20 protein-coding genes and 1 pseudogene are annotated in these 23,381 nt (G+C 58.2%); 11 read left to right on the top strand and 10 right to left on the bottom strand.

Annotated features, from left to right (window positions below; translation table 11 throughout):
- Positions 1-9 precede the first annotated feature (9 nt).
- Positions 10-2,436 (top strand): endopeptidase La, encoded by a 2,427-nt coding sequence (gene lon / locus ACYU7Z_RS05855; RefSeq protein ID WP_460568335.1) that lies wholly within the window; start codon positions 10-12, stop codon positions 2,434-2,436.
- A gap of 171 nt (positions 2,437-2,607) precedes the next feature.
- Positions 2,608-3,177, top strand: coding sequence for a dihydrofolate reductase family protein (locus ACYU7Z_RS05850; RefSeq protein ID WP_460568333.1), 570 nt, complete (start codon positions 2,608-2,610; stop codon positions 3,175-3,177).
- 167 nt (positions 3,178-3,344) lie between these two features.
- On the opposite strand, the gene ACYU7Z_RS05845 is transcribed toward ACYU7Z_RS05850, so the two are convergent.
- Complete coding sequence (locus ACYU7Z_RS05845; RefSeq protein WP_460568331.1) at positions 3,345-4,115, bottom strand: DUF6261 family protein; 771 nt, start codon at positions 4,113-4,115, stop codon at positions 3,345-3,347.
- A 689-nt stretch (positions 4,116-4,804) separates the two neighbouring features.
- Between ACYU7Z_RS05845 and ACYU7Z_RS05840 the strand changes: the two genes are divergently transcribed.
- The 3 genes from ACYU7Z_RS05840 (at position 4,805) to ACYU7Z_RS05830 (ending at position 7,177) form a co-directional block, all read left to right on the top strand.
- Complete coding sequence (locus ACYU7Z_RS05840; RefSeq protein ID WP_460568329.1) at positions 4,805-5,059, top strand: hypothetical protein; 255 nt, start codon at positions 4,805-4,807, stop codon at positions 5,057-5,059.
- Positions 5,060-5,061: 2 nt separating this feature from the next.
- A complete protein-coding gene (locus ACYU7Z_RS05835) occupies positions 5,062-5,481 on the top strand; it encodes a hypothetical protein (RefSeq protein ID WP_460568327.1) in 420 nt (139 codons plus the stop codon).
- A 292-nt stretch (positions 5,482-5,773) separates the two neighbouring features.
- Complete coding sequence (locus tag ACYU7Z_RS05830) at positions 5,774-7,177, top strand: caspase family protein (RefSeq protein WP_460568325.1); 1,404 nt, start codon at positions 5,774-5,776, stop codon at positions 7,175-7,177.
- Between the two features lie 153 nt (positions 7,178-7,330).
- Here ACYU7Z_RS05830 and ACYU7Z_RS05825 read toward each other — a convergent pair.
- A pseudogene (locus ACYU7Z_RS05825) lies at positions 7,331-7,453 on the bottom strand (IS110-like element ISCaa14 family transposase); the annotation flags it as partial.
- Between the two features lie 393 nt (positions 7,454-7,846).
- On the opposite strand from ACYU7Z_RS05825, the gene porQ reads away from it, so the two are divergent.
- Complete coding sequence (gene porQ / locus ACYU7Z_RS05820) at positions 7,847-8,863, top strand: PorV/PorQ family protein (protein WP_460568323.1); 1,017 nt, start codon at positions 7,847-7,849, stop codon at positions 8,861-8,863.
- On the opposite strand, the gene ACYU7Z_RS05815 is transcribed toward porQ, so the two are convergent.
- The 4 genes from ACYU7Z_RS05815 to ACYU7Z_RS05800 are packed head-to-tail and all read right to left on the bottom strand — an operon-like array spanning position 8,860 to position 14,986.
- Positions 8,860-10,281 carry a sulfatase-like hydrolase/transferase gene (locus ACYU7Z_RS05815; protein ID WP_460568321.1) on the bottom strand — a complete coding sequence of 474 codons (1,422 nt, stop codon included), beginning with the start codon at positions 10,279-10,281 and terminating at the stop codon, positions 8,860-8,862. The two genes, porQ and ACYU7Z_RS05815, sit on opposite strands and share 4 nt — an antisense overlap.
- Positions 10,282-10,315: 34 nt before the next feature.
- Complete coding sequence (locus ACYU7Z_RS05810; RefSeq protein ID WP_460568319.1) at positions 10,316-11,803, bottom strand: hypothetical protein; 1,488 nt, start codon at positions 11,801-11,803, stop codon at positions 10,316-10,318.
- Positions 11,800-13,395: a hypothetical protein gene (locus ACYU7Z_RS05805; protein WP_460568317.1), complete on the bottom strand. Its 1,596-nt coding sequence runs from the start codon at positions 13,393-13,395 to the stop codon at positions 11,800-11,802. Before ACYU7Z_RS05805 ends, ACYU7Z_RS05810 begins: the two co-directional genes overlap by 4 nt.
- Before the next feature lie 49 nt (positions 13,396-13,444).
- Complete coding sequence (locus ACYU7Z_RS05800) at positions 13,445-14,986, bottom strand: sulfatase-like hydrolase/transferase (protein ID WP_460568315.1); 1,542 nt, start codon at positions 14,984-14,986, stop codon at positions 13,445-13,447.
- Between the two features lie 74 nt (positions 14,987-15,060).
- Here ACYU7Z_RS05800 and aepX point away from each other — a divergent pair, with 74 nt between their 5' ends.
- From aepX to ACYU7Z_RS05780, 4 genes are read left to right on the top strand one after another with little or no spacing between them, the layout of a single operon-like run.
- Positions 15,061-16,365, top strand: a complete 1,305-nt coding sequence (gene aepX, locus ACYU7Z_RS05795) for a phosphoenolpyruvate mutase (protein WP_460568313.1) — start codon at positions 15,061-15,063, stop codon at positions 16,363-16,365.
- Positions 16,362-17,471, top strand: a complete 1,110-nt coding sequence (aepY, locus tag ACYU7Z_RS05790; RefSeq protein ID WP_460568311.1) for a phosphonopyruvate decarboxylase — start codon at positions 16,362-16,364, stop codon at positions 17,469-17,471. The genes aepX and aepY overlap by 4 nt, the downstream gene beginning before the upstream one ends.
- Positions 17,468-18,526 carry an iron-containing alcohol dehydrogenase gene (locus ACYU7Z_RS05785; RefSeq protein WP_460568309.1) on the top strand — a complete coding sequence of 353 codons (1,059 nt, stop codon included), beginning with the start codon at positions 17,468-17,470 and terminating at the stop codon, positions 18,524-18,526. The genes aepY and ACYU7Z_RS05785 overlap by 4 nt, the downstream gene beginning before the upstream one ends.
- Complete coding sequence (locus tag ACYU7Z_RS05780; RefSeq protein WP_460568307.1) at positions 18,523-19,620, top strand: hypothetical protein; 1,098 nt, start codon at positions 18,523-18,525, stop codon at positions 19,618-19,620. Before ACYU7Z_RS05785 ends, ACYU7Z_RS05780 begins: the two co-directional genes overlap by 4 nt.
- Here the strand turns inward: ACYU7Z_RS05780 and ACYU7Z_RS05775 are convergent.
- Genes ACYU7Z_RS05775 through ACYU7Z_RS05760 form a run of 4 tightly spaced genes read right to left on the bottom strand, consistent with a single transcriptional unit; the run spans position 19,596 to position 22,236 of the window.
- Positions 19,596-19,769 (bottom strand): hypothetical protein, encoded by a 174-nt coding sequence (locus ACYU7Z_RS05775; RefSeq protein WP_460568305.1) that lies wholly within the window; start codon positions 19,767-19,769, stop codon positions 19,596-19,598. The genes ACYU7Z_RS05780 and ACYU7Z_RS05775 overlap by 25 nt on opposite strands.
- On the bottom strand, positions 19,766-20,887 hold the full coding sequence (locus tag ACYU7Z_RS05770; protein WP_460568303.1) for a M42 family metallopeptidase: 1,122 nt from the start codon (positions 20,885-20,887) through the stop codon (positions 19,766-19,768). Before ACYU7Z_RS05770 ends, ACYU7Z_RS05775 begins: the two co-directional genes overlap by 4 nt.
- A gap of 27 nt (positions 20,888-20,914) precedes the next feature.
- Entirely contained in the window at positions 20,915-21,760 is an 846-nt protein-coding gene (locus tag ACYU7Z_RS05765; protein WP_460568301.1) for a UbiA prenyltransferase family protein, read from the bottom strand.
- 2 nt (positions 21,761-21,762) lie between these two features.
- Complete coding sequence (locus ACYU7Z_RS05760; protein ID WP_460568299.1) at positions 21,763-22,236, bottom strand: hypothetical protein; 474 nt, start codon at positions 22,234-22,236, stop codon at positions 21,763-21,765.
- 46 nt (positions 22,237-22,282) lie between these two features.
- On the opposite strand from ACYU7Z_RS05760, the gene ACYU7Z_RS05755 reads away from it, so the two are divergent.
- Complete coding sequence (locus tag ACYU7Z_RS05755; protein WP_460568297.1) at positions 22,283-23,293, top strand: long-chain-fatty-acid--protein ligase; 1,011 nt, start codon at positions 22,283-22,285, stop codon at positions 23,291-23,293.
- Positions 23,294-23,381: the final 88 nt, after the last annotated feature.

Below are 23,381 nucleotides of genomic sequence, written 5' to 3'. Positions count from 1 at the left end.
CCCCCTTTCATGAAGACCCAATCAAATGCGCGCGTGTTGTTGCCGGAGGACGAGCTCGATTTTCTTCCCATCATCCCCCTGAACGAGCAGGAAGCCGAAGCCTTCGATGCTTCCTCCGTGCCGGAGGAGCTGCCGCTGTTGCCGCTGCGCAACACGGTGCTGTTCCCGGGCGTCGTGCTGCCCATCACGGTGGGACGCGACAAGAGCATCCGCGCCGTCAACGAGGCTTACGCAACACCCGAGGCATCGGGCCGCCTGATCGGCGTGGTCGCGCAGAAGGATCCGAACGTGGAAGACCCCGGCGCGGACGACCTCGAGCCGATCGGCACCATCGCCCGCATCGTGAAGCAGATCAAGATGCCCGATGGCGGCATCACCATCATCATCCAGGGCAAGGCCCGCTTTGCCGTTACCGCCGTTACCCGCGAGGAGCCCTGCTTCTTTGCGCAGGTACGCCCGATCGAAGAGGCGCCGCTGCCCGACGACGAGGAGTTCGGCGCACACGTGGTCCATATCAAGGAGCTCGCCGCCGAGATCATCCAGCTTTCGCCCAACCTGCCGTCCGAGGCATCCGTCATCCTGAAGAATATCGAGAACCCCGTGTTTCTCATCAACTTCGTTTCGAGCAACCTCAATTCCGAGCTTGGCGACAAGCAGCGCCTGCTCGCCCTCGACGATACCCGTGCCCGCGCCGAGCTGCTGCTCAACTACCTGCACAAGGAGTTGCAGTATGCCGAGCTGCGCAACAAGGTGACCAACAAAACACGCGCGGAGCTTGATAAGCAGCAGCGCGAATATTTCCTACAGCAGCAGCTGAAAAGCATCAAGGAAGAACTCGGTGGCGACGTCAACGAGCGGGAACTGCGCGACATGCAGCACAAGGCCGAAACGAAGCAGTGGACCGAGGCCGCGCGCGAGCTCTTTCAGAAAGGCGTGGAAAAGCTGGAGCGGATGCATCCCAGCACGCCCGACTACTCGGTGGTCTACAATCACCTCGACCTCATGCTCGACCTGCCCTGGGGCGAGCATACCGACGACCAGTACGACCTGCGGCACGCCAAAGAGGTGCTCGACGCCGATCACTACGGGATGGAGAAGATCAAGGAGCGCATCCTCGAATACATTGCGGTGCTGAAGCTGAAGGGTGATATGAAGTCGCCCATATTGTGTTTCTACGGTCCTCCGGGAATCGGCAAGACCTCGCTCGGACGCTCTATCGCCAATGCCATCGGCCGCAAGTACGTTCGGCTTTCGCTCGGCGGCATTCACGACGAGAGCGAGGTGCGTGGCCACCGCAAGACCTATATCGGCGCCATGCCGGGCCGCATCCTCCAGTCGCTCCGCAAGGTGAAAAGTTCCAACCCCGTGATGATCCTCGACGAGATCGACAAGGTGGGCGCCGACCACCGCGGCGACCCAAGCAGCGCACTTCTTGAAGTGCTTGACCCCGAGCAGAACAACACGTTTTACGACAACTACCTGGAGCTCGAATACGACCTGAGCAAAGTGCTCTTCATCGCTACGGCCAATAACCTGCAATCGATCCAGCCCGCCCTCCGCGACCGTCTCGAGATCATCGAGCTCAGTGGATACGCGGTGGAGGAAAAGATCGAGATCGCGCGTCGCCACCTGGTGCCCAAGCAAAAAGAAGCGCACGGACTCAAGAATACACGCTTCAAGATCTCGGATAAAGTACTCGAGCAGATCATTTCGCTGTATACCCGCGAAAGCGGTGTGCGCGAGCTCGACCGCCAGCTGGCAGCGATCATGCGGCACCAGGCCAAGGCCCTTGCGATGGACGGCAAGCTGCGCGAAAACCTCAAGCCGGCCGATCTCGAATCGATCCTCGGCCGCCCGCGCTACAGCAACGAGCTGTACAAGTCGGCCAACATGCCCGGCGTGGCCGTAGGCCTTGCGTATACCTATGTTGGTGGCGACATTCTCTTTATCGAAACAACGCTCAGCGAAGGCAAGGCCGAACTCCGGCTTACCGGAAACCTGGGGCAGGTGATGAAGGAAAGTGCCGCCACGGCCCTTTCGTACCTGCAGTCCAACGCGCAGAAGCTGGGGCTCGACCCGAAGCTGTTCGAGAAAAAGACGGCCCACATCCACGTGCCCGAGGGTGCTGTGCCCAAAGACGGTCCCAGCGCCGGCGTTACGATGCTTACCGCGCTGGCCTCGGCCTACAGCGGCCGCAAGGTGCGCCCCTACCTCGGGATGACGGGCGAGATCACGCTCCGCGGCGCCGTGCTCCCCGTGGGTGGCATCAAGGAAAAAGTACTCGCGGCGAAACGTTCCGGCCTGCGTGAATTGATTCTTTGCTGGCAAAACGAAAAGGACGTGCAGGAGATCAACCCCGATTATATCAAGGGCGTGCGGTTTCATTACGTGCGTACGATGGACGAAGTGCTGGCGCTCGCACTGCTGCGTAAGTAGCGAATCTTTCCAGGTGCCTGCGGCCAACGGCTGGTAAAATAAAGACCTGCGCCGCTGGCTTGCCAACCCACAAACTGTCCTACATTAGCCCGGCCGGCGCAATGCCCCCTTTCCCCGGCGGTTGTGCAACGCAGTTACTGCCCGGCAACATCACAATAGAAAACCAACTTTATGCGAAAAATAATTTCCTTCGTGCACATCTCGACCGACGGCTTTGTAGCAGGACCCGGCGGTGACATGCGCTGGATCAACGTTGACCAGGAGCTCTTCGACCATATCGGCAAGCGGATTGCTGCAACCGACGCAGCATTGTATGGACGGGTGACCTACGAAATGATGGAAGGGTACTGGCCCGATGCAGGGAAAGAGCCCGACGCGTCGAAGCATGACATCGAGCATTCAGCCTGGTACAATAAGGCGCATAAGATCGTCTTGTCGAAAACCATGAAGGGCGCGGATCTGCCCAACACGACCATCATCAGCGACAACGTAGCCGATAAAATCAATGAGCTGAAGCAACAGGAGGGAAGCGAGATCCTTCTTTTCGGCAGCCCCACCGCGACACATTCGCTCATTCAGCAAAACCTGATTGACGGCTACTGGCTGTTTGTGAACCCGGTTATTCTGGGAGAAGGCACCCCGCTGTTTACCGGCGTAAAGGAAAAGACCAAACTGAAGTTGTTGAACAGCCGTCGATTTACCAACGGCGTAACGGAGCTGGATTACGTGCTGGAGAAGTAGTGACCGGGAAGTTTCGATGGCATGCGGTACACGAATACAACCGGGTTGTATCCCGCCGGTAGTAAACCCTCAGGAAGATTTTTAAAAAGAAAACCACTGCAATGCAGTGGTTTTCTTTTTGCCTCCGCCAAACGCGGGGTGAACAGATCGGCATCGTGCGCCAACATTTATGCCCCGGGCTTTGCCTGCGTTTTTTCGGCCTTCGCGTCGGCGCGTCCTTGTTTCACGGCGAAGCGCTGACGCGTTTCGTCTTTAAGTTCTTCGATCAGCTTCACCACTTTGGCCCAGGGCTCCGAACGCTCCGTGCTGATGTAGTAGGACCAAACGGTTTCCAGCAGTTCGTGGTAGGGTTTACGCATATCGTCGCGGAGCTTTTTCATGGCGCCGGGTTCGATATCCTGGTCCACGTTCTTTTGGCTGCGCGCAGCCATGGCGGCCGTATAGGCCGTATTGGAAGCGTCCAGCGCGTCGATCAGCGGATCGGCGAACGCCACGACCTCCCGGGCAGCGCGTAACTCGGGCTTGCTTTGCTGGTCTTCGAGGATGCGTTTGATGTCGGTGCTTTCGGCGCGGCCGTCCTGCTTCGTAATCTTTTCTACGGTGCCGAACAGGCGCAAGTGGCGGTGCAGGGTCTTGCCGGCTTCCTGGATTGGGCCGGGAGGGAAGTCGGCCAGCACGTCCCAGAGGCGGGCCATGACGCCGGTATACCGGTCGCGGTCGGCATCGTGGCTGCGGGCCTTTTCCGATTCGTCAACGAACTTGTCCCGCTTATGCAGCTTGCGCGTTGCATCGTTTAGATCGGTCGTGCGGCCCAGGGCCATCTGGACCGGGTTGGGCAGCGGTTGCGGGGCCTGCGTGGTGATAATGTGGTGCAACAGGTCGAAATGCTCGATGTGACCTGCATTGGAGAGCGGGTTGAGGTTTAGGGGTTCGAACATAAGGCAGTTGTTTTACCTAAGCTAAAGCGATTTTTTGAACGCCAAAGGGGCCGGCCGCCGGTTTTTTTCTGAATTTTTGTTGCATTTCAGGCGACTCTCCAGGCCGGATGAGCCGCAGTGCAGGGAGCAGGGAGCCTCGCAGGCGCAGGTACTGTACGTGCCTGGCTGAAAAGGCCTTCCGGCCACGGCCACTGCGATGGCCAGCCGAAAATGGCGCCACTCCGTTCCGGCCATTGCAACTTCTCCGAAAAAAAGGCCCTCCCCGGGCCGGGCCATTGCGATTTCCTGTGCCAAGAGGTGCTGCTTGGGGCCGGATTTTAGGATTTCGGGGCAAAAGAGGCTCCCTAAAAGCAGGCCTTTGCGATTTCCTGCCCTGGGAAGGCCGTATTGGTAATGGCTATCACGATGGCCGGGGGAGTCAGGACCTTCGGGCGGCGGCCCGGCAGGATTTCCCGGCCGCTGGGTAGCCGTATCCGTCCTCCCGGGAGCTCATGTTGAAGCACGCGGCAAGTGCGTGGATGCGGAAATAAGTAATTAGAAGCAATTGTTCAATTTGCTCCGGGTAAGCGTTTGTAACCGGGTAAAGCGCGCAAAGCTGCGGGTGCGGGACGGGTTGGCGCAAGAGCGTTGCGTATATTAGCGAGTTGTGCGCAATTCGGAAAATTCACTAACTTCCCCAAAACCAACTTATGAGACAGATCTTCCAAGAACAATTAGAGCAGGGACTTGATCAAATCGTCCGCAATGCGATGCGCGACAACCCAATGAAGAACACACCTTTAGAGGGAATGCATATTTACTCTGCGATTGCCACAGCTAGCGAGCAATTCAAAAGCGATGATTTCAAACAGGGTGCGCGCTCCTTTGGATTGGGCAGCTCTGAAATAGACCTGATCGTTGATCAGGTAATCGAAAAAACAATGAAAAAATACTTAGAATTTTAATCATGGTCTGGACAATATTAATAGGAGCTGTATGCTTCTTCCTTTTCAAGTTTTTTTCTGCTCTAAGCAAGGACAATGATGACTTGCAAGGTCAAACACTCGATAAGAAATTCTTCGTTATTGTTAATGCCATAAATAATGTGGCATACAATGGCGCTGGAACTGTAACACTACTTGACAAGCGGGAGTTTAATTTGTATGAAGAAGGCCAAAACCAGCTAATCAAGTTTCAATATAGTACAGGCCATCTGACTATAATTTGGAAATACAAGTACTTTCATAAGGAAGTTGTTCATCAGCGCCAGTTCAATGACGTTCGTAATCTGAGCATTTTTGAACAACAAAAGATTGCCGACGTGATGATCGGCGAAATGGCTTTAGTTGTAGAGCGACATAAGCTAAATGTCATGACAGGCATCTGAGGATGATTTTTATGCGAAGTATCCTCTCGATGAACTGCGCACAACATGGGCTGTTGCGCTAGCCTAGTGTCTTCAATTTGAAGTGCCTCACAGTTCGACCGGCCAGCGCAAAGCCCTGGTCGTTGTGCGCACCCTACTTTCCTATCGCGCGGCAAGTGGTCGCAAAAGTTTCTTGCACTTGTTTGAATCGCTAATCAATTCTCAGCTTGAGCAATAAGAAAATCCAAATAACGTACCTTACGGCGTACAAGTCAGGATTAATCGATTCTAAAATTTTTAAGATAAATTTCGGATGAACGTTGCGATAGTCATAGCTGTGAGTAGATATAGTAATTCGGCGAATAACCTCCCAGCCTCTAAGACTGATGGTGAAATCATGCATGGCATTCTAGAAGAGACAAAAAAATTCGACCGTATACTAACAATCTACAACAATGAATCAAGTTCGGTAACCAAAGAGTTGCTAAGTAACTTTTTTGTCGAAAACAAGGGGCAAAAAGTCGATGAGCTGTTTTTTTATTATTCTGGACACGGGGAGTTTTCAAATGATGAATTCTACTATATTCTGTCTGATTTTGATTCTAAGAAAAAGAACCAAACATCCTTACAGAATTCAGAAATCGATGATCTAATTCGGACTTTGAACCCACAAATTGTAGTAAAGTTTATTGATGCTTGTCAATCGGGGACGAGTTATATTAAAGAGAGTGATGTTCTCACTAAGTATTTTAACGAAACGAAAAAGGGATTCAACAAATGTTACTTTTTAAACTCATCTTTAAGTGACCAGTCATCCTATCAAGACGATAAACTTAGTTTTTTCACGCACAGTTTCGTGCAGGCTCTTAAAGAGCACGCAGGGTCCGAGATTCGGTATAAAGATATCATAGACTACATTCTTGATGATTTCAATGGTAATCAAGAGCAAACCCCATTTTTTGTAATTCAAGCCGAGCTAACTGAAAAGTTTTGTTCACTGACAGCCGACTTGAAAGCGTATCTAACTAGAAGTGGAGCGAGAGGGACTGACGCTCAAGGTGAACAAAAATCATCGCCTACTATCTTGCAATTAGTTCAAGCAAATGCGAAAGATTATGTCGATAAGGATGGGGCGCTTATAAGTTTGAACTTTTTAAGAGAGAGAATTTCCGATTTATCACTTGATAAGGAAATTGCCGACTTATACGATGTGACGATAAACTTCATAGAGGATACAAGCTTGCTCGAAGGATCAGCTTCTATCGGAAGATGGATTAGAGATAATGCAAACGATTTCTTTGCTAAGCCTCAGTATGTCGAATATTTTGACCCTGAAGATGGGGAAATGCATACAAATCTAACAGGATATACTCTTTTAGTCGACGACGCTCCATTCAAAGGAGCACAAATCGAGATTAGTAGTAAATACCCCAATCTAAAGTCTTATAAATGCAACGTGGCAATTTTAATATCGAAGAAAGAACTTACGCTGTTTTATAGCATTTTGCAATATCTCGACAAGGGATGGGATGGGAAAACAATTGGTAAGGAGAAAATAAAGTGGATTTATACTAACACGAAAATTGCATATACAGAATCAATTTCCACTGGGGTTGCTAGCGTAGTGGAATTCATAAACAATAGGATAAAGTCTGATATAAGCACCCAATTTGGGCTCAAAGCCGACGAGGGGAAAGAAGATAGTTTGCCATTCTAACCGAATTATTCTTTTCCAGAAGTAAAGTTGCTCATATCATTGTTGTAGAATAAGAAAACTGTTTTGGTGCAGGGATGTCATCTTCCTATAACCAACTCTCTTAGACCGTCCGGCTGCGCACAACATCAACTATGTCGATTTCCAAATAAAAAATCAGGTTAACGAGCTTTTATAATCGGGTTGATAGGTGGTTCCTTTTGTAGCGATGGCAAAGGCTTGTTTGAGCAGTTTATTGCAAACGGCGAGGAGGGCTACAAAGGGCAACTTTCCTTTTGCTGCGCACAACACTCTCCAGTTCTCAGCTAAAGTCTTGCTTTCAGGTCATAGCCTGCGGCATGCCCTGTTCGCTGTGCGCGAGCCAAGGACCGGTAGCCTAAACTTCAATGCGTCTTATTATTATCATACTTTCTCTTATTTGGGCGTCTTGTAACAGCGCTAATGCAAGTCTTGAAAGATTGCCATTAACAATAACCTTTATCCAGGGGATGACGGACAAGTCACTGATGTTTTACTGATTTCGTAAAAGATGGACTTGCTTCTGCTCTCCAGCTACTACGACTTGAGGAATGCTTTATTCGAACAGTGTCTCTAAGCGGGCTGCTTCTTCAACGCAGGGCACCATACCCGCTCTTTTGCTACCCCGCCCCGAATGGCTACCTTACAGGCGCAATGCGTCGGATCCTTTTTTTCCTGCTCCTGCTGGCCTGCAGCAGCCTCCGCGCCCAGACACTGGGTGGCAATGCCGTCTACAATTTCCTGCAGCTTCCGGCCTCGCCCGCGCTGACGGCGGCCGGGGGCGTCAACGTATCGCTTGAATCAGGTGATGCGGGTCTTGCCGCCAACAACCCGGCGCTGCTGCGGCCTTCCCTACACAGCCAGCTGGCGGCCAACTTTACTGCCTTCTTTGCCGGTATCAAGGTCGGGCAGCTTGCAGGAGCCTACGACGTTCCGAAGTGGCACACGACCTTAGGTGCCGCGCTGTTTTACGTCGACTACGGCAGCCTCAGCCAGACCGATATCTACGGCAATGAGACCGGCACCTTTCACCCACGCGATTTCAGCTTCCAGCTCTCCGCCGCGCGCAGCTACGGCCCGCGCTGGCAGTATGGCCTCACAACGCGGATCATCCGCTCCAGCTACGGGCAATATGGATCAACAGGAATTGCTTTCGACGCCGGCCTGCACTACAGCGATACGGCCCAGGGCTTCACTGCGGGACTGCTGGCGAAAAACATGGGCGCCCAGCTGAGTACCTATGGCGGCCGTGCCGAGGACCTGCCCTTCGACCTCGAGGCCGGGATCACGAAGCGCCTCGCCAAGGCACCCTTCGGCTTCTCGCTCACGATCCAGCAGGCCCACCGCTTCAACACGACCTACAACGATACAACGTTCAACAACGAGACGGGGTTCGTGCACAATCCCGGCTTCGCCACGAAGCTATTCAACCATCTTGTCATCGCCACGCATATCTATATCGGGCGCAACCTCGAAGCCACGATCGGCTACAATTTCCTCCGAAGAAGCGAACTCAACGCGGGCCCGACCGGCAATGGCCTCAACGGCTTTTCGGCAGGCTTCCGCGCGCGCTTCAGCCGGCTGCAGGTGCAGTATGCCCGGGCCTACTTCCAGCCCGGAAGCGCATACAACCAGATCGGGCTCCAGCTCCCGCTCCAGCGAAAAATTTAAGGGGCCTGTTCCCCGATAAACTGCCGCCTGTCGGGCAGCAGCGGGAGTTTTTGTCCGAAGCAGCTGTTGAGCAGTACGCGAAAGCTGTTCACGAAGCCGGCACGCTCGTTCCAGTGCGTCACGAGCCCGGGTGATGTGTACACAGCGTACAGGTTCCGGAAATAATAATGTTGCGGCACGGCCTTCGCGCTGCCGCGGAAGCCATGATCACCCAACAGTAGTATTACGGTCGGGCGTTTTGTCTGTGCAAGGATCCGGTGAACGAGGTCAAGGTAAAGACGGTTGCCGTACTGCAAAAAAGCAACATAGGCGGCGCCGTTCGATCGATCGTTGGCGAGCGCCTCGGGCTGCGGCTGTCCCTGCGCATCGGCATAATAGGGCGGGTGGGGGATGAGCAGGTGTGTATACACAAACCGCGGTGCCGTCGCGGGTCGCGCGAGCAGCTCGCGGGTATGGCGGAGCAGCGAATCATTCACGGCCTGGTAGCTGGCCTGCGTTTCCGCAGATGGGAAGAAGCCGGCCGCGAGCCGCGCGCTCAGGGTTTGCTGCCTCAGGATGTTCCGCCACTGCTCGTTCCAGGTGCGCGGCGCCGACGAAGGCAGCCCGTCAAAATCGAAGATGGAATGGTTGTGCAGGCTGTAGCCTTGCCCGCGGAAAAAGCGCAGCGTTTCATTGTCGCGGATCCACGAAAAACAGCGGCCCACATCCGTCGCATTCGTGCGTGAAGCTGCCGGGAAATACGCTGAGTTAAGCAGCGAGGCCGTGGAATATTCCGTGTAGTTATAGTTGGAGAGCGACTCGTCGTTCACCACGAACCCAAGCCGCCGCAGGCTGTCGAGAAAAGGACCGTTGTCGAAGCCAAGGAGGTCGTGCAGTGCGCGGCCAGAAGCATATTCATCAGCTATCACGAGAAACACATCGGGTCGCGGCCCGCTTGCCGGTACGCGCGTCCAGTGGCGGGCATCGGCCTCGGCGGCGCGCATCCGGTGCTTCTGCAGCCAGAGGCCGCCGTCGGCGAGGAGGAATACGATGAGGAGCAGGTTCAGGTAAAGCGCCCATTTCGGCGAAAGAGCCTTCGTACGCAGCCGCCACACAACAAGCAGCAGCAGCACTAGCAGGCCGGTAATGATCAGGGGCCAGGACGCGAGCACGGGTAACCGGTTGCGCAGTACATCCTGTACGCTTCCGAAGAACAATTCGACACCAAGAAGGACGAAGGCGAGCAGGGCGGCTTTGCTGCTGTTTCTCAGGAGGAGCCACGCGAGTCCTGCCAGCAAGCCTGCCAGGAGCCCGTAAACAAGCAGCAGGCGCAGCGCTTCCCCGCCCGGCAACAGGCCATAATTCTGCACGTAGCCATGCAGTGCGAAAAAGGCCGGTAGCAGCAACAGGTAAATGGGAGATCTAGCCAGGCGACGCATCGCTTGCAAGATAGGTAGTCTGGCCGAGCCGATCTTATTCGTAGGTCACCGCGATCTTCCGGTCCGGCAGGAGAGGCCAGTGTTGCCCGAAGTAGCGGTTGAAGAGAAGACGGAACGCGTTCACATTGCTTTGCTCCGCCGGCAGGCCTTCATAGCCGCGCGGCCCGTACAGCGCATACAGGTTTTCGAAAGCCTCGTAGCGGATGCCGGAGCGGCGGTAGCCATGATCGCTCAGCAGGAGGATAACCGTATTTCTACGGCCCCGGCTCCTGATCTGGCCAATCTCTTCCAGCAACACCCGGTTTGCAACGCGCAGCTGGTCAAGGTAGGCCGTCGCTTCCTCGGCATCACTGGCCAGCAGTTGCCTCGGCCCACCCTGTGCATCGAACAGGTACGGATGGTGCGTGATGAGCAGGTGCTGGTACACGAAGCGCGGCGCGCGCGAATCATTACTGTCGATCGCAGCGGCAAGGGCGCTGCGGTAGTGGGCCAGGTCCTGCCGTCTTTTCACGGGGTCGTCGTAGCGGTATTCAGCAGCGAAGAGCGGTGCCAGCGGGTCAATCGGGCGGCCCCGCTCGCGCCAGTAGCGGCCCGGGAGCGTCGGTCCGAATGTGGCCTTGTAGGCAAAGTCGCCGAATTCATTCAGCGTCGGCTGCGGGTTGATGCGGTTGTCGAACGGAGCCTCGAAGCGCAGCTCGTAGCCTTCCTTCCGAAGGATGCGGAATACCTCGTTGTCGCTCAGCGAGCGTACCGCCTGCAGCACCGTTTCGGCGTCATTGCCCCGCCGCTCCCGGCTGCTGTCGATGTAATTCATCTGGAGCAGGCTGCTCATGGCGAAGGGCGTAAAGTCGTAGTTGGCGCTGCTGTGTTGGGGCAGCCAGAATCCAAGCGCGCGGAGCGAATCAAGAAAAGGCCGGTTGTCGTAGCCAAGGCGCTGCAAGGGTTGCGGCCCGGCGTACTCGTCCATCACGAGCAGGTAGATATCCGGGCGGCTGTCGCCTGCGGGCGCCGCCTTGTATTGTTCCGAAAGCGGGTAGCCCGCATACAACGGGCGTGTTGCGGTGCTTTTCCAAAGCGCAGTCCCGGCTTCCACGACGCATAAAAGCAGCAGCAGGCTGTTGAGAAAAAAGGTGCAGCTGCGTCTGCGCGCGGGCGTGGCGAAAAGAACGCCTGCCGGCACGAGGAACACGAATGCGAGCAGGAGCGGAAGTGTTTTAAATGAGCGGAGCGCTGCCGGGAGAATGGGCCGCAGGGCATCGGCGAGCGGGCCGTAAAACAAAAACGGCAGGCCCAGGAAGAATGCGATTCCCGAAGCTTTTCTCCCGTTGCGCGCTACGGCAAATGCCAGGAGCCAGGAGGCCAAAAGAAAGGCCGCCGCCAGCAGCAGGTAGTGAACCGCCATGGATAAAGGCACAAATCCGAACAGCACATTGGTGCCGTGCGCCAATGCAAAAACGGGCAGCAGGGCCAGGTGCCAGGGCTGCGTGCGCAGGGCATCAGCTATGCGGATTTGGGCGGTCATGGCCGGCCCTCCCCGTCGATTAGTTGATAGGGTGCCAACAGCGGCGCGGCGAAGGGGGCGGGGCGCACGTTCAACACATGCCCGTTGACCTGCTGAAAATACCAGCGGAGCAGCTCGGGTGACCACTGGGCAAAATAGACTCCGGGTTGCGGCGCCAGGGCGCGTGCCGAACTGATGCCGAATCGCTGGAGTGTGGGCTGCGCAATCCCTTGCAGGAAGTGCTCACCCGAAAGAAAATTGTGCAGCGGGCGTTGCCGCGGTATCGTGTAAGCGGAAAGATGCTGCAGCGGGAACCCGTCGGTGGACACAAAGAAAAGCGCCTGCGGCTGTGCGGCGATCTCCCGGCAGGCCGCGTCGAAGCGCGCGGTCATGAGGCGCTCACCGCGGTCGAGGCGCAACTGCAGCCAGAGGCCCCAGGCTGCCAGTACCAAGGGCAGCAGGAGGAAGGCCCGCCGCCGGGGCATCGTTCCGCTCATTAGGCCGCCAAGAACCACGGCGGCCAGCAAGCCTTGCAGCAGGTAGTCGGGCATTTTTCCATAGCCGAAAAGCAGGTACAGCGCCAGCAGGATAAACAAGACTACCGTGCCTCCAACGGCAAGGCGCTCGGCGCGTCCGCGAACAAACAGCAGCAGGGACAATAGCGAAAAAAAGAAAAGGCGGTTGTTGATAAAGAACCATCGGTTCACCGGCGAGCCGCCCCGGTACTGCATCCGGCTGCGTTGATACAGTCGCTCCAGCACGGCCGGCGTGAGCAGGTTGCTGTCGATCAGCATGCCGTGCCGCACCATGGCGCCCTCGTTGGCAAGGGCCGTTCCGGCGGCCGGGTAGCGGATGTTGCGGTGATTATAAAATGCATAGACCCGCTGCCGGTAAGCTTCCTCCGCTGCCCATCCCGGGCTGTTGCGGCGGTAATGCTGCTCCTGGAACAGGTGCAGTAGAAATACGGTAAGGAGCGCAGCCGCAGCAACGAGCGCAATGCGGCCCCGAAGCCTCCATCCCCGCACCAGTAAGCCGAGTGGCGCCAGCAGCAGCAAGAGAGGCAGCCAGGAATGAATACGAAAGAGGCTTGCCGCCACCACGAGTGAGGCTGCCACAATAAGCACGCCGGTCCGCGGACGATCCCGCATCGTGGCTTCGCTGAGCACCAGCAGCAGCCCCGCCAGGGCCAGTATCAATGCGCTGTTGCTGAAGTTGATGCTCCCCAGGAAGCGCGCCTCGAACACGAAAAAGAAGAAGCAGTAGCAAAGGCAGCCCGCCCAGCCCGCATAGCGACGCAGCAGGCAGGCGCTGATTACGGTACACGCAACAAAGTGTCCAACCAGTAGCGCCGCGGTATACCAGTTGACGCCGGGCGCATGGATGAACAATGTTTTGAGCCCGTAGCCCAGGATCGGGTTGAGTATATGATTGTAATGCAGCAGCTCTGTTGGTGCGCTGCCGAATCCTCCCGAAAGCTGGTAAAGCACATACACATCCTCTACGGTTCCGTACACCGGCCGGAGCAGCAGCAGCGTCAGCCCAAACAGGACTGCGTTGAGCGCAAGGCTGCGTAGGAGCGGGCTTTTTCGGGCATCAGGTAGTGGAATCGGCATCGGGGCGTTGTGCCGCCAAATAAACAACATTCCCTTCAAATGCCCTGCCCTAGCGCAGGTCGGTACCGGTCTTCAGGTACACGGTTCGCGCCGGCAGCAGCGGAAAATGCTGGCCGAAGTACGTGTTGGCCACTACGCGGAAGGTATTGACGTTTGACAGACCAGGCGAGAGACGGCTGTAATCGCCGTCGGAAAAGTAAAAGGCGCTCAGCACGCTGAAGAAAAGTTGCCGTCGCTCCGGCTCGCGGTGGTGCACCCCATGGTCGCCCTGCACGATGAGCAAGAAGGGACGGCCTTTCGGTTGAAGGCGGAAGATATCATCAACCGTCTGGCGCAGCAGCTTGTTGGCATAGCCGATGTGCTCGAGGTATCCCGGAAACCCTTCGGGATGCTGCGCGCGGAAGTGCCCCGTCGAATCGTAATTAAAGGGACCGTGCGGAACGAGAAAGTGGGCGTATACAAATCGCGGCGCATCGGTAACCGAGGGCACGGCCTGCCGGATGCATTGCGGCAGCACCTGGAGCTGCGCGTGGCGGCCGCGCTCAAAGCTGTCGTCGTCAAACGACGTGCGGATACGGAGGCGTCGGGGAAGGTGCCATCCGATGCTTTTGTTGACAAAATCCAGGAAGTTGTACGGGCGGTACAGCGAGGTCTGGAACCAGATATCGAAGGGAGGCAGTTCCATCGGCGCTCCCTGCATCGGGAAGTTGGACAAGTTGGTGCAGGTGTATCCTTCCTTCCGGAGAATCGGCAGCCATTCGCTCCGGAACATGCTGTACACCGCCGGCAGGTAGTCGTTGTCGTAGAAAAGATGCGTGGTGTCCACGCGCTGCAGGTAATCGAGGTTGAAAGTGCTGCTCAGCGAGAAGGCGGTGAAGTTATAGGCACTTTGCGCCCCCGGTGCCAGGTAGAAGCCTTTGCGTGTAAGGAAAGAGTCGGTGCGGCTGTTATCGAGCCCCAGCAAGCCCAGTACGGGTGATGCCGTATAGCCGTCGAGAACCACGTAATAAATGTCGGGGTGACGGCTTCCGGGTTGTACCGTATAAGTACGGGAAATGGTTTTGCCGCGATCGCCAAGGTCATTGCCGGATTTGGGTGAGCCGGCAAAGCGCGCCAGCTCCACCAGGATATACAGCAGCAGCACGAGGTTGGCGTATACCAGCAGCGAAGTGCCTCGTGGGCGGCGCCGGCGCAGGCGAAGGAAGTAAGCGACGAAGGCGAGCAGCAGCAGTGGCAGCCAGAGAAAGAATGACCCCAGCAGCGCCGGCAGGTGCTGGTCGGCCCAGCCCTTCATCGAGGCGCCAAAGTAAAAGACGACGTAGAGCGGGACGGAAAACAACGCGCCGAGCCGCAGCGATCGAAGCAGGAGGGAGGCCACGGCAAAGCCGGCAAGAGGCAGCAGCACAAGCACCGAGATCTCGCGCCACACGAACCGGTATTCGATCATGTGCTGGTAGTTGTTCTCGATGTTAAGCACGATGAACAGGGGAAACAGCAGCAGGAACAGCGGCAGGCGGAGGATCCGGGTGAAAGCTTGGGGAACGGCTGTCATGGTGGTGGCATCGCCGCCGGCAGCGAAGGGCGGCCGCATTGCCGCGCATTGGCTATTTTTGACGCGGGGGCGTTCGGTCAAAAGTACGCCTCTTTACCGATCATACTTTTCCCATGACTGAAGACCTTGTTTATATCGGCATGAGCGCCGACCTCATTCACCCGGGGCATCTCAATATCATCAGCCGCGGGCGTGCGCTCGGCCGGGTCGTGATCGGGTTGCTCACCGACGAGGCCATCGCCAGCTACAAGCGTGTTCCCTTCCTGACCTTCGAGCAGCGGCGCGCGATCGTTGCCGGTCTCAAAGACGTCAGCGAGGTGGTGCCGCAGGCCACCCTCAACTACGAGGATAATCTCCGGCTCCTGCGCCCGCGCTACGTGGTGCACGGCGACGACTGGAAGTCCGGTGTGCAGCAGGCCACGCGCGCCCGCGTGATCGAGGTGCTGGCCGAATGGGGTGGCGAGCTCGTGGAAGTGCCGTACACTCAGGGCATCAGCTCCACGGCCATCCAGCAATCGCTGCGCGAGGTGGGCATCACACCCGAAAACCGGCGCAAGCGTCTGGGTCGCCTGCTGTCGGTAAAGCCAATCCTGCGCGCGCTGGAAGCCCACAACGGCCTCAGCGCGATGATCGTCGAGGGAAGCAGCGCCACCGACGACGATGGTCGCAGCATCGAGTTCGACGCGATCTGGCTGAGCAGCCTCACCGACTCCACCGCCAAGGGCAAACCCGATATCGAAGCCGTCGACTTCACGTCGCGCCTGCAAACCGTCAACGAAATACTCGAAGTAAGCACGAAGCCGATCATCTTCGACGGCGACACAGGTGGCCGCATCGACCAGTTCCCGTTTATGGTGCGTACGCTCGAGCGCCTTGGTGTTTCGGCCATCATCATCGAAGACAAGATCGGCGCCAAGCGCAACTCGCTGCTCGAGGAAAGCTCGGTGCACGAGCAGGATACGATACTCGATTTCTGTGAAAAGATCCGCGCAGGCAACCGAAGCCGCGTGACGGATGATTTCCGGATCATCGCGCGTATCGAAAGCCTCATTCTCGGGAAAGGGATGGAGGATGCCTGGCAACGTGCCGAAGCCTACGTGGCCGCCGGCGCGGGCGGCATCATGATCCACAGCAAGGAAAGTTCCGGCGCCGATGTGATCGCATTTGCCGAACGCTTCCGCCCGGCTTACCCTAATGTGCCGCTCATCGCGGTGCCCAGCACCTACCCGACGGTTTCGATCCATACGTTGCAGGAAGCGGGCTTCAACCTCGTGATCTACGCCAACCACCTGCTGCGGAGCGCCTACCCGGCGATGCTGCGAACGGCAAAACGCCTGCTCACCGAGGGGCGCGCGGCAGGTGCGGAGGAAGACCTTATCTCGATAAAGAACCTGTTCAAGCTGATACCCGGACAATGATCGAAGCAACCCGGTTCATACAGGACTGCGAAGACGCCGGCATCGGATTTTTCACCGGAGTTCCCGACTCGCTGCTTTCCAGCTTCAGCGCGGGCCTGCAGGGCATGCCCCGCGAGCGTCACCTCATTGCCGCCAACGAGGGTGCGGCGCTTGGCCTTGCTGCCGGCTACCAGCTGGCCACCGGCGGGCTTCCGCTCGTGTACCTGCAGAACTCCGGGCTTGGTAACCTCGTTAACCCGCTGACATCGCTGGTTGATGTAACGGCCTATTCGATCCCGGTGCTGTTGCTCATTGGCTGGCGTGGGCAGCCCGGTGTGCCCGACGAGCCGCAGCATACCCGAATGGGCCTTGCCAGCGCGTCCTTGCTCGAAGCGATGGATGTCCCGGTTTTGTATCTCCGGAAGGACGCTGCCGATGCCGGCGGCCTGTTGCGCGCCGCCGCCGAAGCGGCCCGCCAGCGATCCGGGCCGGTAGCGCTGCTTGTCGAAAAAGGAGCCTTGTCCGAAATGAGCCTCCCGCAGCAGGATGCTTACGAGCTGAGCTCGCAGCAGGCGATTGAGCTGCTTGCCGATGATTTCGGCCCCACGGATAAGATCGTGTGCAGCACGGGCAAGATCGGCCGCGTATTTTACCAGTGGAACCAGCGGCAGGCGCAACCACGTGACGCGTTTCTCAATATCGGAGCCATGGGGCACAGCAACAGCATTGCGGCCGCCATTGCGCTGCACAGCGGCCGCCGCACCTGGCTCCTCGACGGCGATGGCGCCCTGCTGATGCAGCTCGGTGCGCTCGGCCTCCTTGGCTCCCTGGATCTTCCCAACCTCAATTACGTGCTGCTCAACAACGGCGCGCACGAGTCGGTGGGACGGCAGCCGACCCTTGGCTTTGCCGTCGACTTCTGCGCCATCGCCCGCGCCTGCGGCTTTGCAGATGCGTCGCGCATCGAAACCGGGCAGGAGCTTCGTAGCTGGCTCCAGGAGCCGCACGAAGGACAATTTGTAGAAATACGGATCAATACCTGTGTGCCCGCCGACCTGCCCCGCCCCGCCGAAGCGCCCCGTGATGCGGCTGCGCGATTCCGCAACTCTTTCCTCGATAACTCATGACAAGGCCACGCCTCCTGATGGGATCGGACGCGCTCGGGGCGCAACTCCCGGCGCTGCTCCGGCGCCAGGGCTGCCGCCGCGTGCTGCTCGCCGCCGGAGGTCACTTCCTGCGCAGTGGCGCCGCCGACGCAGTTACAACTGCACTCGCCGGGCTGCTGGCTGCCGTTCGTGAAACGCCCGACGGGCTCCTGCAGGAGGAAAGCGTCCGGGCGCAGGCCGCCGCCCTTCCTCCCGACATCGATGCCGTGATAGCCATTGGCGGAGGCCGCACGATCGACTACGCCAAGGCGCTCCTGTATTACTACGGGAAGTCAATCAGCCTTTTTGCCGCGGTGCCTACAACAGCCGGGAGTGGCTCGGATGCCACCTCTTTTGCCGTGCTCTACTCAGGGATTACGAAGCGCTCGCTGGAGCACCCCGTGCTTAAGCCGGGCGTTGTTGTGTGGGAAGAGGGATTGCTTGCCGGGTTGTCGGCGCGGCAGCGGGCTGTGTCCGGCCTCGACGCGCTGGTCCAGTGCCTCGAGTCGCTGTGGAGCCGCCGCGCAACGCCGGCATCGCGGGCGCTGGCCTGGGAGGCGGGCAACTGGCTGCGGCGGCAGCTCCCGCATTTTGTAGCGGAGCCGTCGCCCGAACTGGCCCTGGGCGCCCTTTACGCGGCGCATCATTCCGGGGCCGCCATCGAAACCAGCCGCACCACCGGCCCGCATGCGCTCTCTTATTACCTCAGCGCCGTACACGGCGTGGAGCACGGTCATGCAGTGGCCCTGCTGCTGCCCGTATTTCTACGGTACAACGAATCGACTCCGGCTCCCGAAGGCTACGCCGCCGTACTCGAGCTGCTGGGTGCATCGGGCGGCGCGGAAGCCGCCGGCGCCTGGCAACAGTGGATCGCCGCGCTGGGCCTCGAGAGCCGGCTCTCCGCGCTGGGCCTGCATTCCTCCATCATCCCCGGGTGGCTGCAGCACATCAACGAAGAGCGCTTCGCCAATAACCCGTTGCCCCTCGACGCGGAGCGGCTGTCACTACTCCTGCACCAAAACCTGTTTTCCGAATGATCGGCTTCTTCCAGGAATACCGCAACAGCAAGGAGGTCATTGCCCGGCAATACGACCTTATCTTCTACTCCGAGGGTGCGCACTACCACCAGTACCTGCGGCACCTGTTCGATGCGTTTGCCGGGCGCCCGGGGCTGCGCCTTTGCTACATCAGCTCCGATGCGAAAGACCCGGTGCTGCAGCTGCGGCGCGAAGGCCTCGATACCTACTTCCTGAAGGCAACGCTGATGTTTGTCTTTCCCCGGCTCCGTGCGAAGGCTGTCATACTGACGATGCCCAACCTCGAGCTGCACGGCTACAAGCGCTCGCCCTTAGTAGGGAAGTACGTGTATGTATTCCATGCGCTGGTAAGCAGCCAGCAGCAATACCATGAGCGGGCCTTCGATCATTACGATGCGCTCTTCTGCTGCGGCCCCTATCACGAAGCCGAAGCCCGCAAGGCGGAAGTGCTCCGCGCGCTCCCTCCGCGCGACCTCGTTGCCTACGGCTACCCGCTCCTCGAAGACCTCGCCGGGAGCGGCCCGGGAGCGCAGGAGCCCGGCATCCTTCTCGCGCCGAGCTGGCATCCCGAGGGCATCCTCAGTACCTGCCTACAACCCTTGCTGGAGCAACTGCTGCGCCTCGGGCTTCCGATACAAATTCGGCCGCACCCGGAGTTCCGGAAGCGCGAGCCGAAAAAGATGAAGGCACTGGAACGTATCGTTGCACAGAACAGCCCCCTGCAGATCGACAACGCGCCGAAAGTGTACCCGCAGCTGGCCGCCGCGGCGCTGCTCGTGACCGACCGATCGGGGATCGCGCTCGAATACGCCTTTGCCCGCAAACGGCCCGTGCTTTTTATCGATACGCCACCAAAGGTCTATAACCGTAATTATACGGATCTTGGTCTTGTGCCCGTCGAGGACAGCCTGCGCCCGCAGCTGGGGATATCCGTTCGCCCGGATGCGCTCGGCGCAGTTCCTGAAGCGGCACGCGGCCTGCTGGCGGATGCCGAAGCCTGGCGCACGAAAATGGCGGCCCTGGAGGCCGCCACCATATACGATCGTTCTTACTGGCAGAATGGGATCGCCTACCTCGAGGCACTATTGTCCTGAGGCTCGTCGTCTTTTTTGCGCCGGAAAAAATTCTTGAAGCGCCACCAATACGTTTTCACCACGAAGCCGGCGCCCATGGCGGCTGCAATGATGACCTGCAGGATGTAGGATCCGCTGCCGGGCTCGATATACAGGAGGGAGTGGATCATGCGAAGTAGCTCAGGTTCGTTTTCGGGGTCAGCGTCAGGAGGGTTTCGTACATCAGCAGGATCGTTTGCTCGATGTCGGCGCGGTGCAGCATTTCCACCGTCGTATGCATGTAGCGCAGCGGGATCGAGATAAGCACCGAGGGGCACCCGTCGTTGGCATACGCGAACGAATCGGTGTCGGTGCCGGTGCTGCGTGATACGGCGCGGAGCTGCACAGGGATCGACGCCTTTTCGGCCACATCCTGCACGAGCTGCAGCAGCTTGTTGTGCACGGCCGGGCCAAACGACAACGAAGGTCCTTTGCCGCAGAACGTCTCGCCCTCGATCATCTTGTTGATCATCGGCGTGGAGGTGTCGTGCGTTACGTCGGTAATAATGGCAACGTCGGGCTTAATGCGGCGGGCGATCATCTCTGCGCCGCGGAGGCCGATCTCTTCCTGTACGGCGTTGACAATGTACAGGCTGAAGGGAAGCTTCTTGCGGTTCTCGCGGAGCATGCGCGCCACCTGGGCGATCATGAAGCCGCCGATGCGGTTGTCGAAGGCACGGCCGACGAAGTAGTCGTTGGCGAGCTCGTCGAAGCCGTCCTGGTAGGTCACCACGGCGCCGATGTGAATGCCGAGATCCTCGACTTCTTTCTTGCTCCGGGCACCGCAGTCGAGCCAGAGATTTTCGGTCTTGGGCTGTGTTTCCTTTTCACCACCGCCGAGGCGCGTGTGGATGGCCGGCCAGCCGAATACCGCCTTGACCAGTCCGTTCTTTCCATGGATCCATACCCGCTGGCTCGGTGCGATCTGGTGGTCCACGCCGCCGTTGCGCTTCAGGTAGATGAGGCCATCAGCGGTTACGTAATTGACAAACCAGCTGATCTCGTCGGCATGTGCTTCAATCACGACCTTGAAGGGCTGTCCCGGGTTGATGACGCCCACGGCGGTGCCGTAGGGATCAGTGAACGTTTCATCCACGTAGCCCGTAACGTAGTCGAGCCAGAGGCGCTGGCCGCCGGACTCGAAACCCACGGGTGAGGGGTTGTTGATATAGTCGGCCAGGAAGGCCATCGCATCGTCGGAGAGTATCGTCGTTCGGGAAGTGCTTTTCGGTTTCGTCGCTTTCGCCATAACCTCGGGTTGATTGAAGGGTCAAATTTACAGAAAGACGGGGATCAGCAGCCCGGCGCTGGAAAGAGCCATGAGCCCGTCGAGTACGAAGTAGTAAAAATAATCGGACCGCTCCCGCTGCGCAGGGCGGTAGAGAAGCGCCAGCAGCAACCCCGGCAGTCCGAGCCAGGCGAGGGTAGCCGGTAGCGCGTCGTACCAGGCAAGCGCGACCAGGCTGGCAAAGAAAACGGACAGCGAGCCCATAAAGAGCCGCCGCACGCCGCTGTCGGGCAACTGTGTCACGAGGCTCCGGATTCCGTCGCGGCGGTCAGCCTCGCGGTCGCGCCAGTCGAAGAGGATACAGATCGGGTAGATCAGGTAAAAGCGGTTGAAGACAAAGAGGTAATCCAGGATGCGCCAGTGCGCCCCGGAAATGAGCAGCGGCAGGATAAAGGGAATATGTGTCCAGGCGAGCGCGAGGAAAGCGGTCTTGCCCACGGCCACCTGCCGAAGCCAGGTAAAGGGGGGGAAGGGGATCTTGGGTGCCGAGTAGAGGAAGGTGATAAAGGCCGTCAGCAGGAGCCAGGGCCAGTGTTCGCGGAGACTCCAGGCACAGTAGGCCGCCACTGCTGTGCTGACCGCGAAGAGAACGGCGTGCAGCGTTTTATGCCGGTACGACCAGGCCGCCTTGACGCTTTCGCCATAAAGGGCCGGCGTGAGGAACCAGTGAAAGTTATAGCTGCACAGCGTGCCGAAAAAGACGAAAGCCAGCAGCATTCCGTGCGGCCGCAGCCCGTAGAAATACGAGGCCTGCGCCGTCATGACCACCGCGCAACCGGCAATGAAGATGCTGGTGAACAGAAAAACTTTGTAAAGCTCGCGAAGGAACCGCACGGCTAGCGACGCTCTACAACAATACCATCGATCACAAGGGTGTCGCTCTTGTTACCGGCCTTGTCTTTAAGGACGATCTTGTAGATCAGCGAGTCGGATTCCTTGACCGCCGGGTTGGTATTCGGTACGTTAAGCGGCGATGCGGCCGAAATGAGGTAGTTCTGGTAGGTGAGGTCGAGCGTAAGCTCGCCCTTGTCCTTGTTCGGGAACTCTGGCACCTTGATCTTGAGGCTGTCGCGCACCGTCGGCGTTGTGCGGACGTTGGTGCGGATGCGGCGGATGAACAGCGTGTCGTCCACATCGCCTTCCTTGTCGGTATACTCGAGGCGGATCCGGAGCATGCCGTTGTACGGTACGTTGCGGTCGCTCGTATCCAACAATTTCAGCTGGGGCTTCGTCTGGAATTTATCTTTGCTGCACCCCGTTGCGAGGGCCAGGGCGAAGAGGACGCTAAGGGCTTTGTACGAGTTCTTCATCACGCGGGGTTGATCGAAACAAATTTACTCTTTTGACACGTATATTTTGAGCAACGTTGCGCCGCTATCGAAAATAATTAACGGGGCCGAAACGGACTTTGCCGCGGCGGCGCTCGCCACCTTCCGTTTTCAATACGAACACAACGCGCTGTACCGGCGTTTCTGCGACCTGCTGCGGCCGCAGGGCGTTACCGACTTCGCGCAGATCCCATTCCTGCCCATTTCCTTTTTTAAAACCGCTATCGTCACGAGCGGCGACTTTGCCCCGGAGCTCATTTTTGAAAGCAGCGGCACGACAGGCACCGTACCGAGCCGGCATTATGTGAAAGACGGCGCACTGTATGATGCGGCCGCCTTTTGCGCCTTCGAGCGCCTGTACGGACCGCTGAAGGGCTGGCGCATCCTCGCGCTGCTGCCTTCCTACCTCGAGCGGGGTGGATCCTCGCTGGTACACATGGTGCAGCGCTTCATGGACCGCAGCGGGCACGCGGGCAACGGCTTTTTCCTGCACGACCAGGAGGCGCTGGCCGAAGCGCTGCGGGCAGGCGAGGCAGCAGGGGAGAAGACGCTCCTCGTGGGCGTCACTTATGCCCTCCTCGATTTCGCCGCGGCCCACCCGATGCCCCTGCGCCATACGACGGTGATGGAAACCGGCGGGATGAAGGGTCGGCGCCGTGAGTTGCTGCGGGCCGAGGTGCACGCCGAGCTGAAGGCTGCCTTTCACCTGGAGCAGGTGCATTCGGAATACGGGATGACGGAACTCCTGTCGCAGGCCTACGCGCAGGCCGACGGGATTTTTGAGACGCCACCCTGGATGCGTGTCTTCGTTGCGGAGGAAGATGACCCTTTTGCGTGGAGCGACGCTCCCGGCCGCACGGGCCGCCTGTGTATCGTCGACGGGGCGAATCACTGGTCCTGCAGTTTCATCGCCAGCGAGGATATCGCACGGATGCATGCGGGCGGTCGCTTCGAGGTGCTGGGGCGGATCGACAACAGCGATATCCGTGGTTGCAGCCTGCTCGCGCCGGGACCAATTTCCCCACAAAGGGGTGCGTAGCGGATGCCTCTTTGCGAAGCACTTTTTCTTACGTCGATCATTTGCAAATGGCTTGTAGTGCGATGCCGATACGACCCTTTGATTTGTG

The sequence above is a fragment of the Flaviaestuariibacter terrae genome (genome assembly GCF_054777635.1).
Note: the sequence above shows the minus strand (reverse complement) of the source record. Positions and strands in the feature narration are given on the sequence as shown.

Coding starts and splice junctions, on each gene's coding strand:
- ACYU7Z_RS05815 (WP_460568321.1), bottom strand. CDS start 10,281: ATGCGTCGCCTGGCTAGATCTCCCATTTACCTGTTGCTGCTACCGGCC.
- ACYU7Z_RS05775 (WP_460568305.1), bottom strand. CDS start 19,769: ATGATCCACTCCCTCCTGTATATCGAGCCCGGCAGCGGATCCTACATC.
- ACYU7Z_RS05770 (WP_460568303.1), bottom strand. CDS start 20,887: ATGGCGAAAGCGACGAAACCGAAAAGCACTTCCCGAACGACGATACTC.
- ACYU7Z_RS05830 (WP_460568325.1), top strand. CDS start 5,774: ATGAACGTTGCGATAGTCATAGCTGTGAGTAGATATAGTAATTCGGCG.
- ACYU7Z_RS05780 (WP_460568307.1), top strand. CDS start 18,523: ATGATCGGCTTCTTCCAGGAATACCGCAACAGCAAGGAGGTCATTGCC.
- aepX (WP_460568313.1), top strand. CDS start 15,061: ATGACTGAAGACCTTGTTTATATCGGCATGAGCGCCGACCTCATTCAC.
- ACYU7Z_RS05850 (WP_460568333.1), top strand. CDS start 2,608: ATGCGAAAAATAATTTCCTTCGTGCACATCTCGACCGACGGCTTTGTA.
- aepY (WP_460568311.1), top strand. CDS start 16,362: ATGATCGAAGCAACCCGGTTCATACAGGACTGCGAAGACGCCGGCATC.
- ACYU7Z_RS05805 (WP_460568317.1), bottom strand. CDS start 13,395: ATGCCGATTCCACTACCTGATGCCCGAAAAAGCCCGCTCCTACGCAGC.
- ACYU7Z_RS05845 (WP_460568331.1), bottom strand. CDS start 4,115: ATGTTCGAACCCCTAAACCTCAACCCGCTCTCCAATGCAGGTCACATC.
- ACYU7Z_RS05810 (WP_460568319.1), bottom strand. CDS start 11,803: ATGACCGCCCAAATCCGCATAGCTGATGCCCTGCGCACGCAGCCCTGG.
- porQ (WP_460568323.1), top strand. CDS start 7,847: ATGCGTCGGATCCTTTTTTTCCTGCTCCTGCTGGCCTGCAGCAGCCTC.
- ACYU7Z_RS05840 (WP_460568329.1), top strand. CDS start 4,805: ATGAGACAGATCTTCCAAGAACAATTAGAGCAGGGACTTGATCAAATC.
- ACYU7Z_RS05800 (WP_460568315.1), bottom strand. CDS start 14,986: ATGCGGCCGCCCTTCGCTGCCGGCGGCGATGCCACCACCATGACAGCC.
- ACYU7Z_RS05785 (WP_460568309.1), top strand. CDS start 17,468: ATGACAAGGCCACGCCTCCTGATGGGATCGGACGCGCTCGGGGCGCAA.
- lon (WP_460568335.1), top strand. CDS start 10: ATGAAGACCCAATCAAATGCGCGCGTGTTGTTGCCGGAGGACGAGCTC.
- ACYU7Z_RS05835 (WP_460568327.1), top strand. CDS start 5,062: ATGGTCTGGACAATATTAATAGGAGCTGTATGCTTCTTCCTTTTCAAG.
- ACYU7Z_RS05760 (WP_460568299.1), bottom strand. CDS start 22,236: ATGAAGAACTCGTACAAAGCCCTTAGCGTCCTCTTCGCCCTGGCCCTC.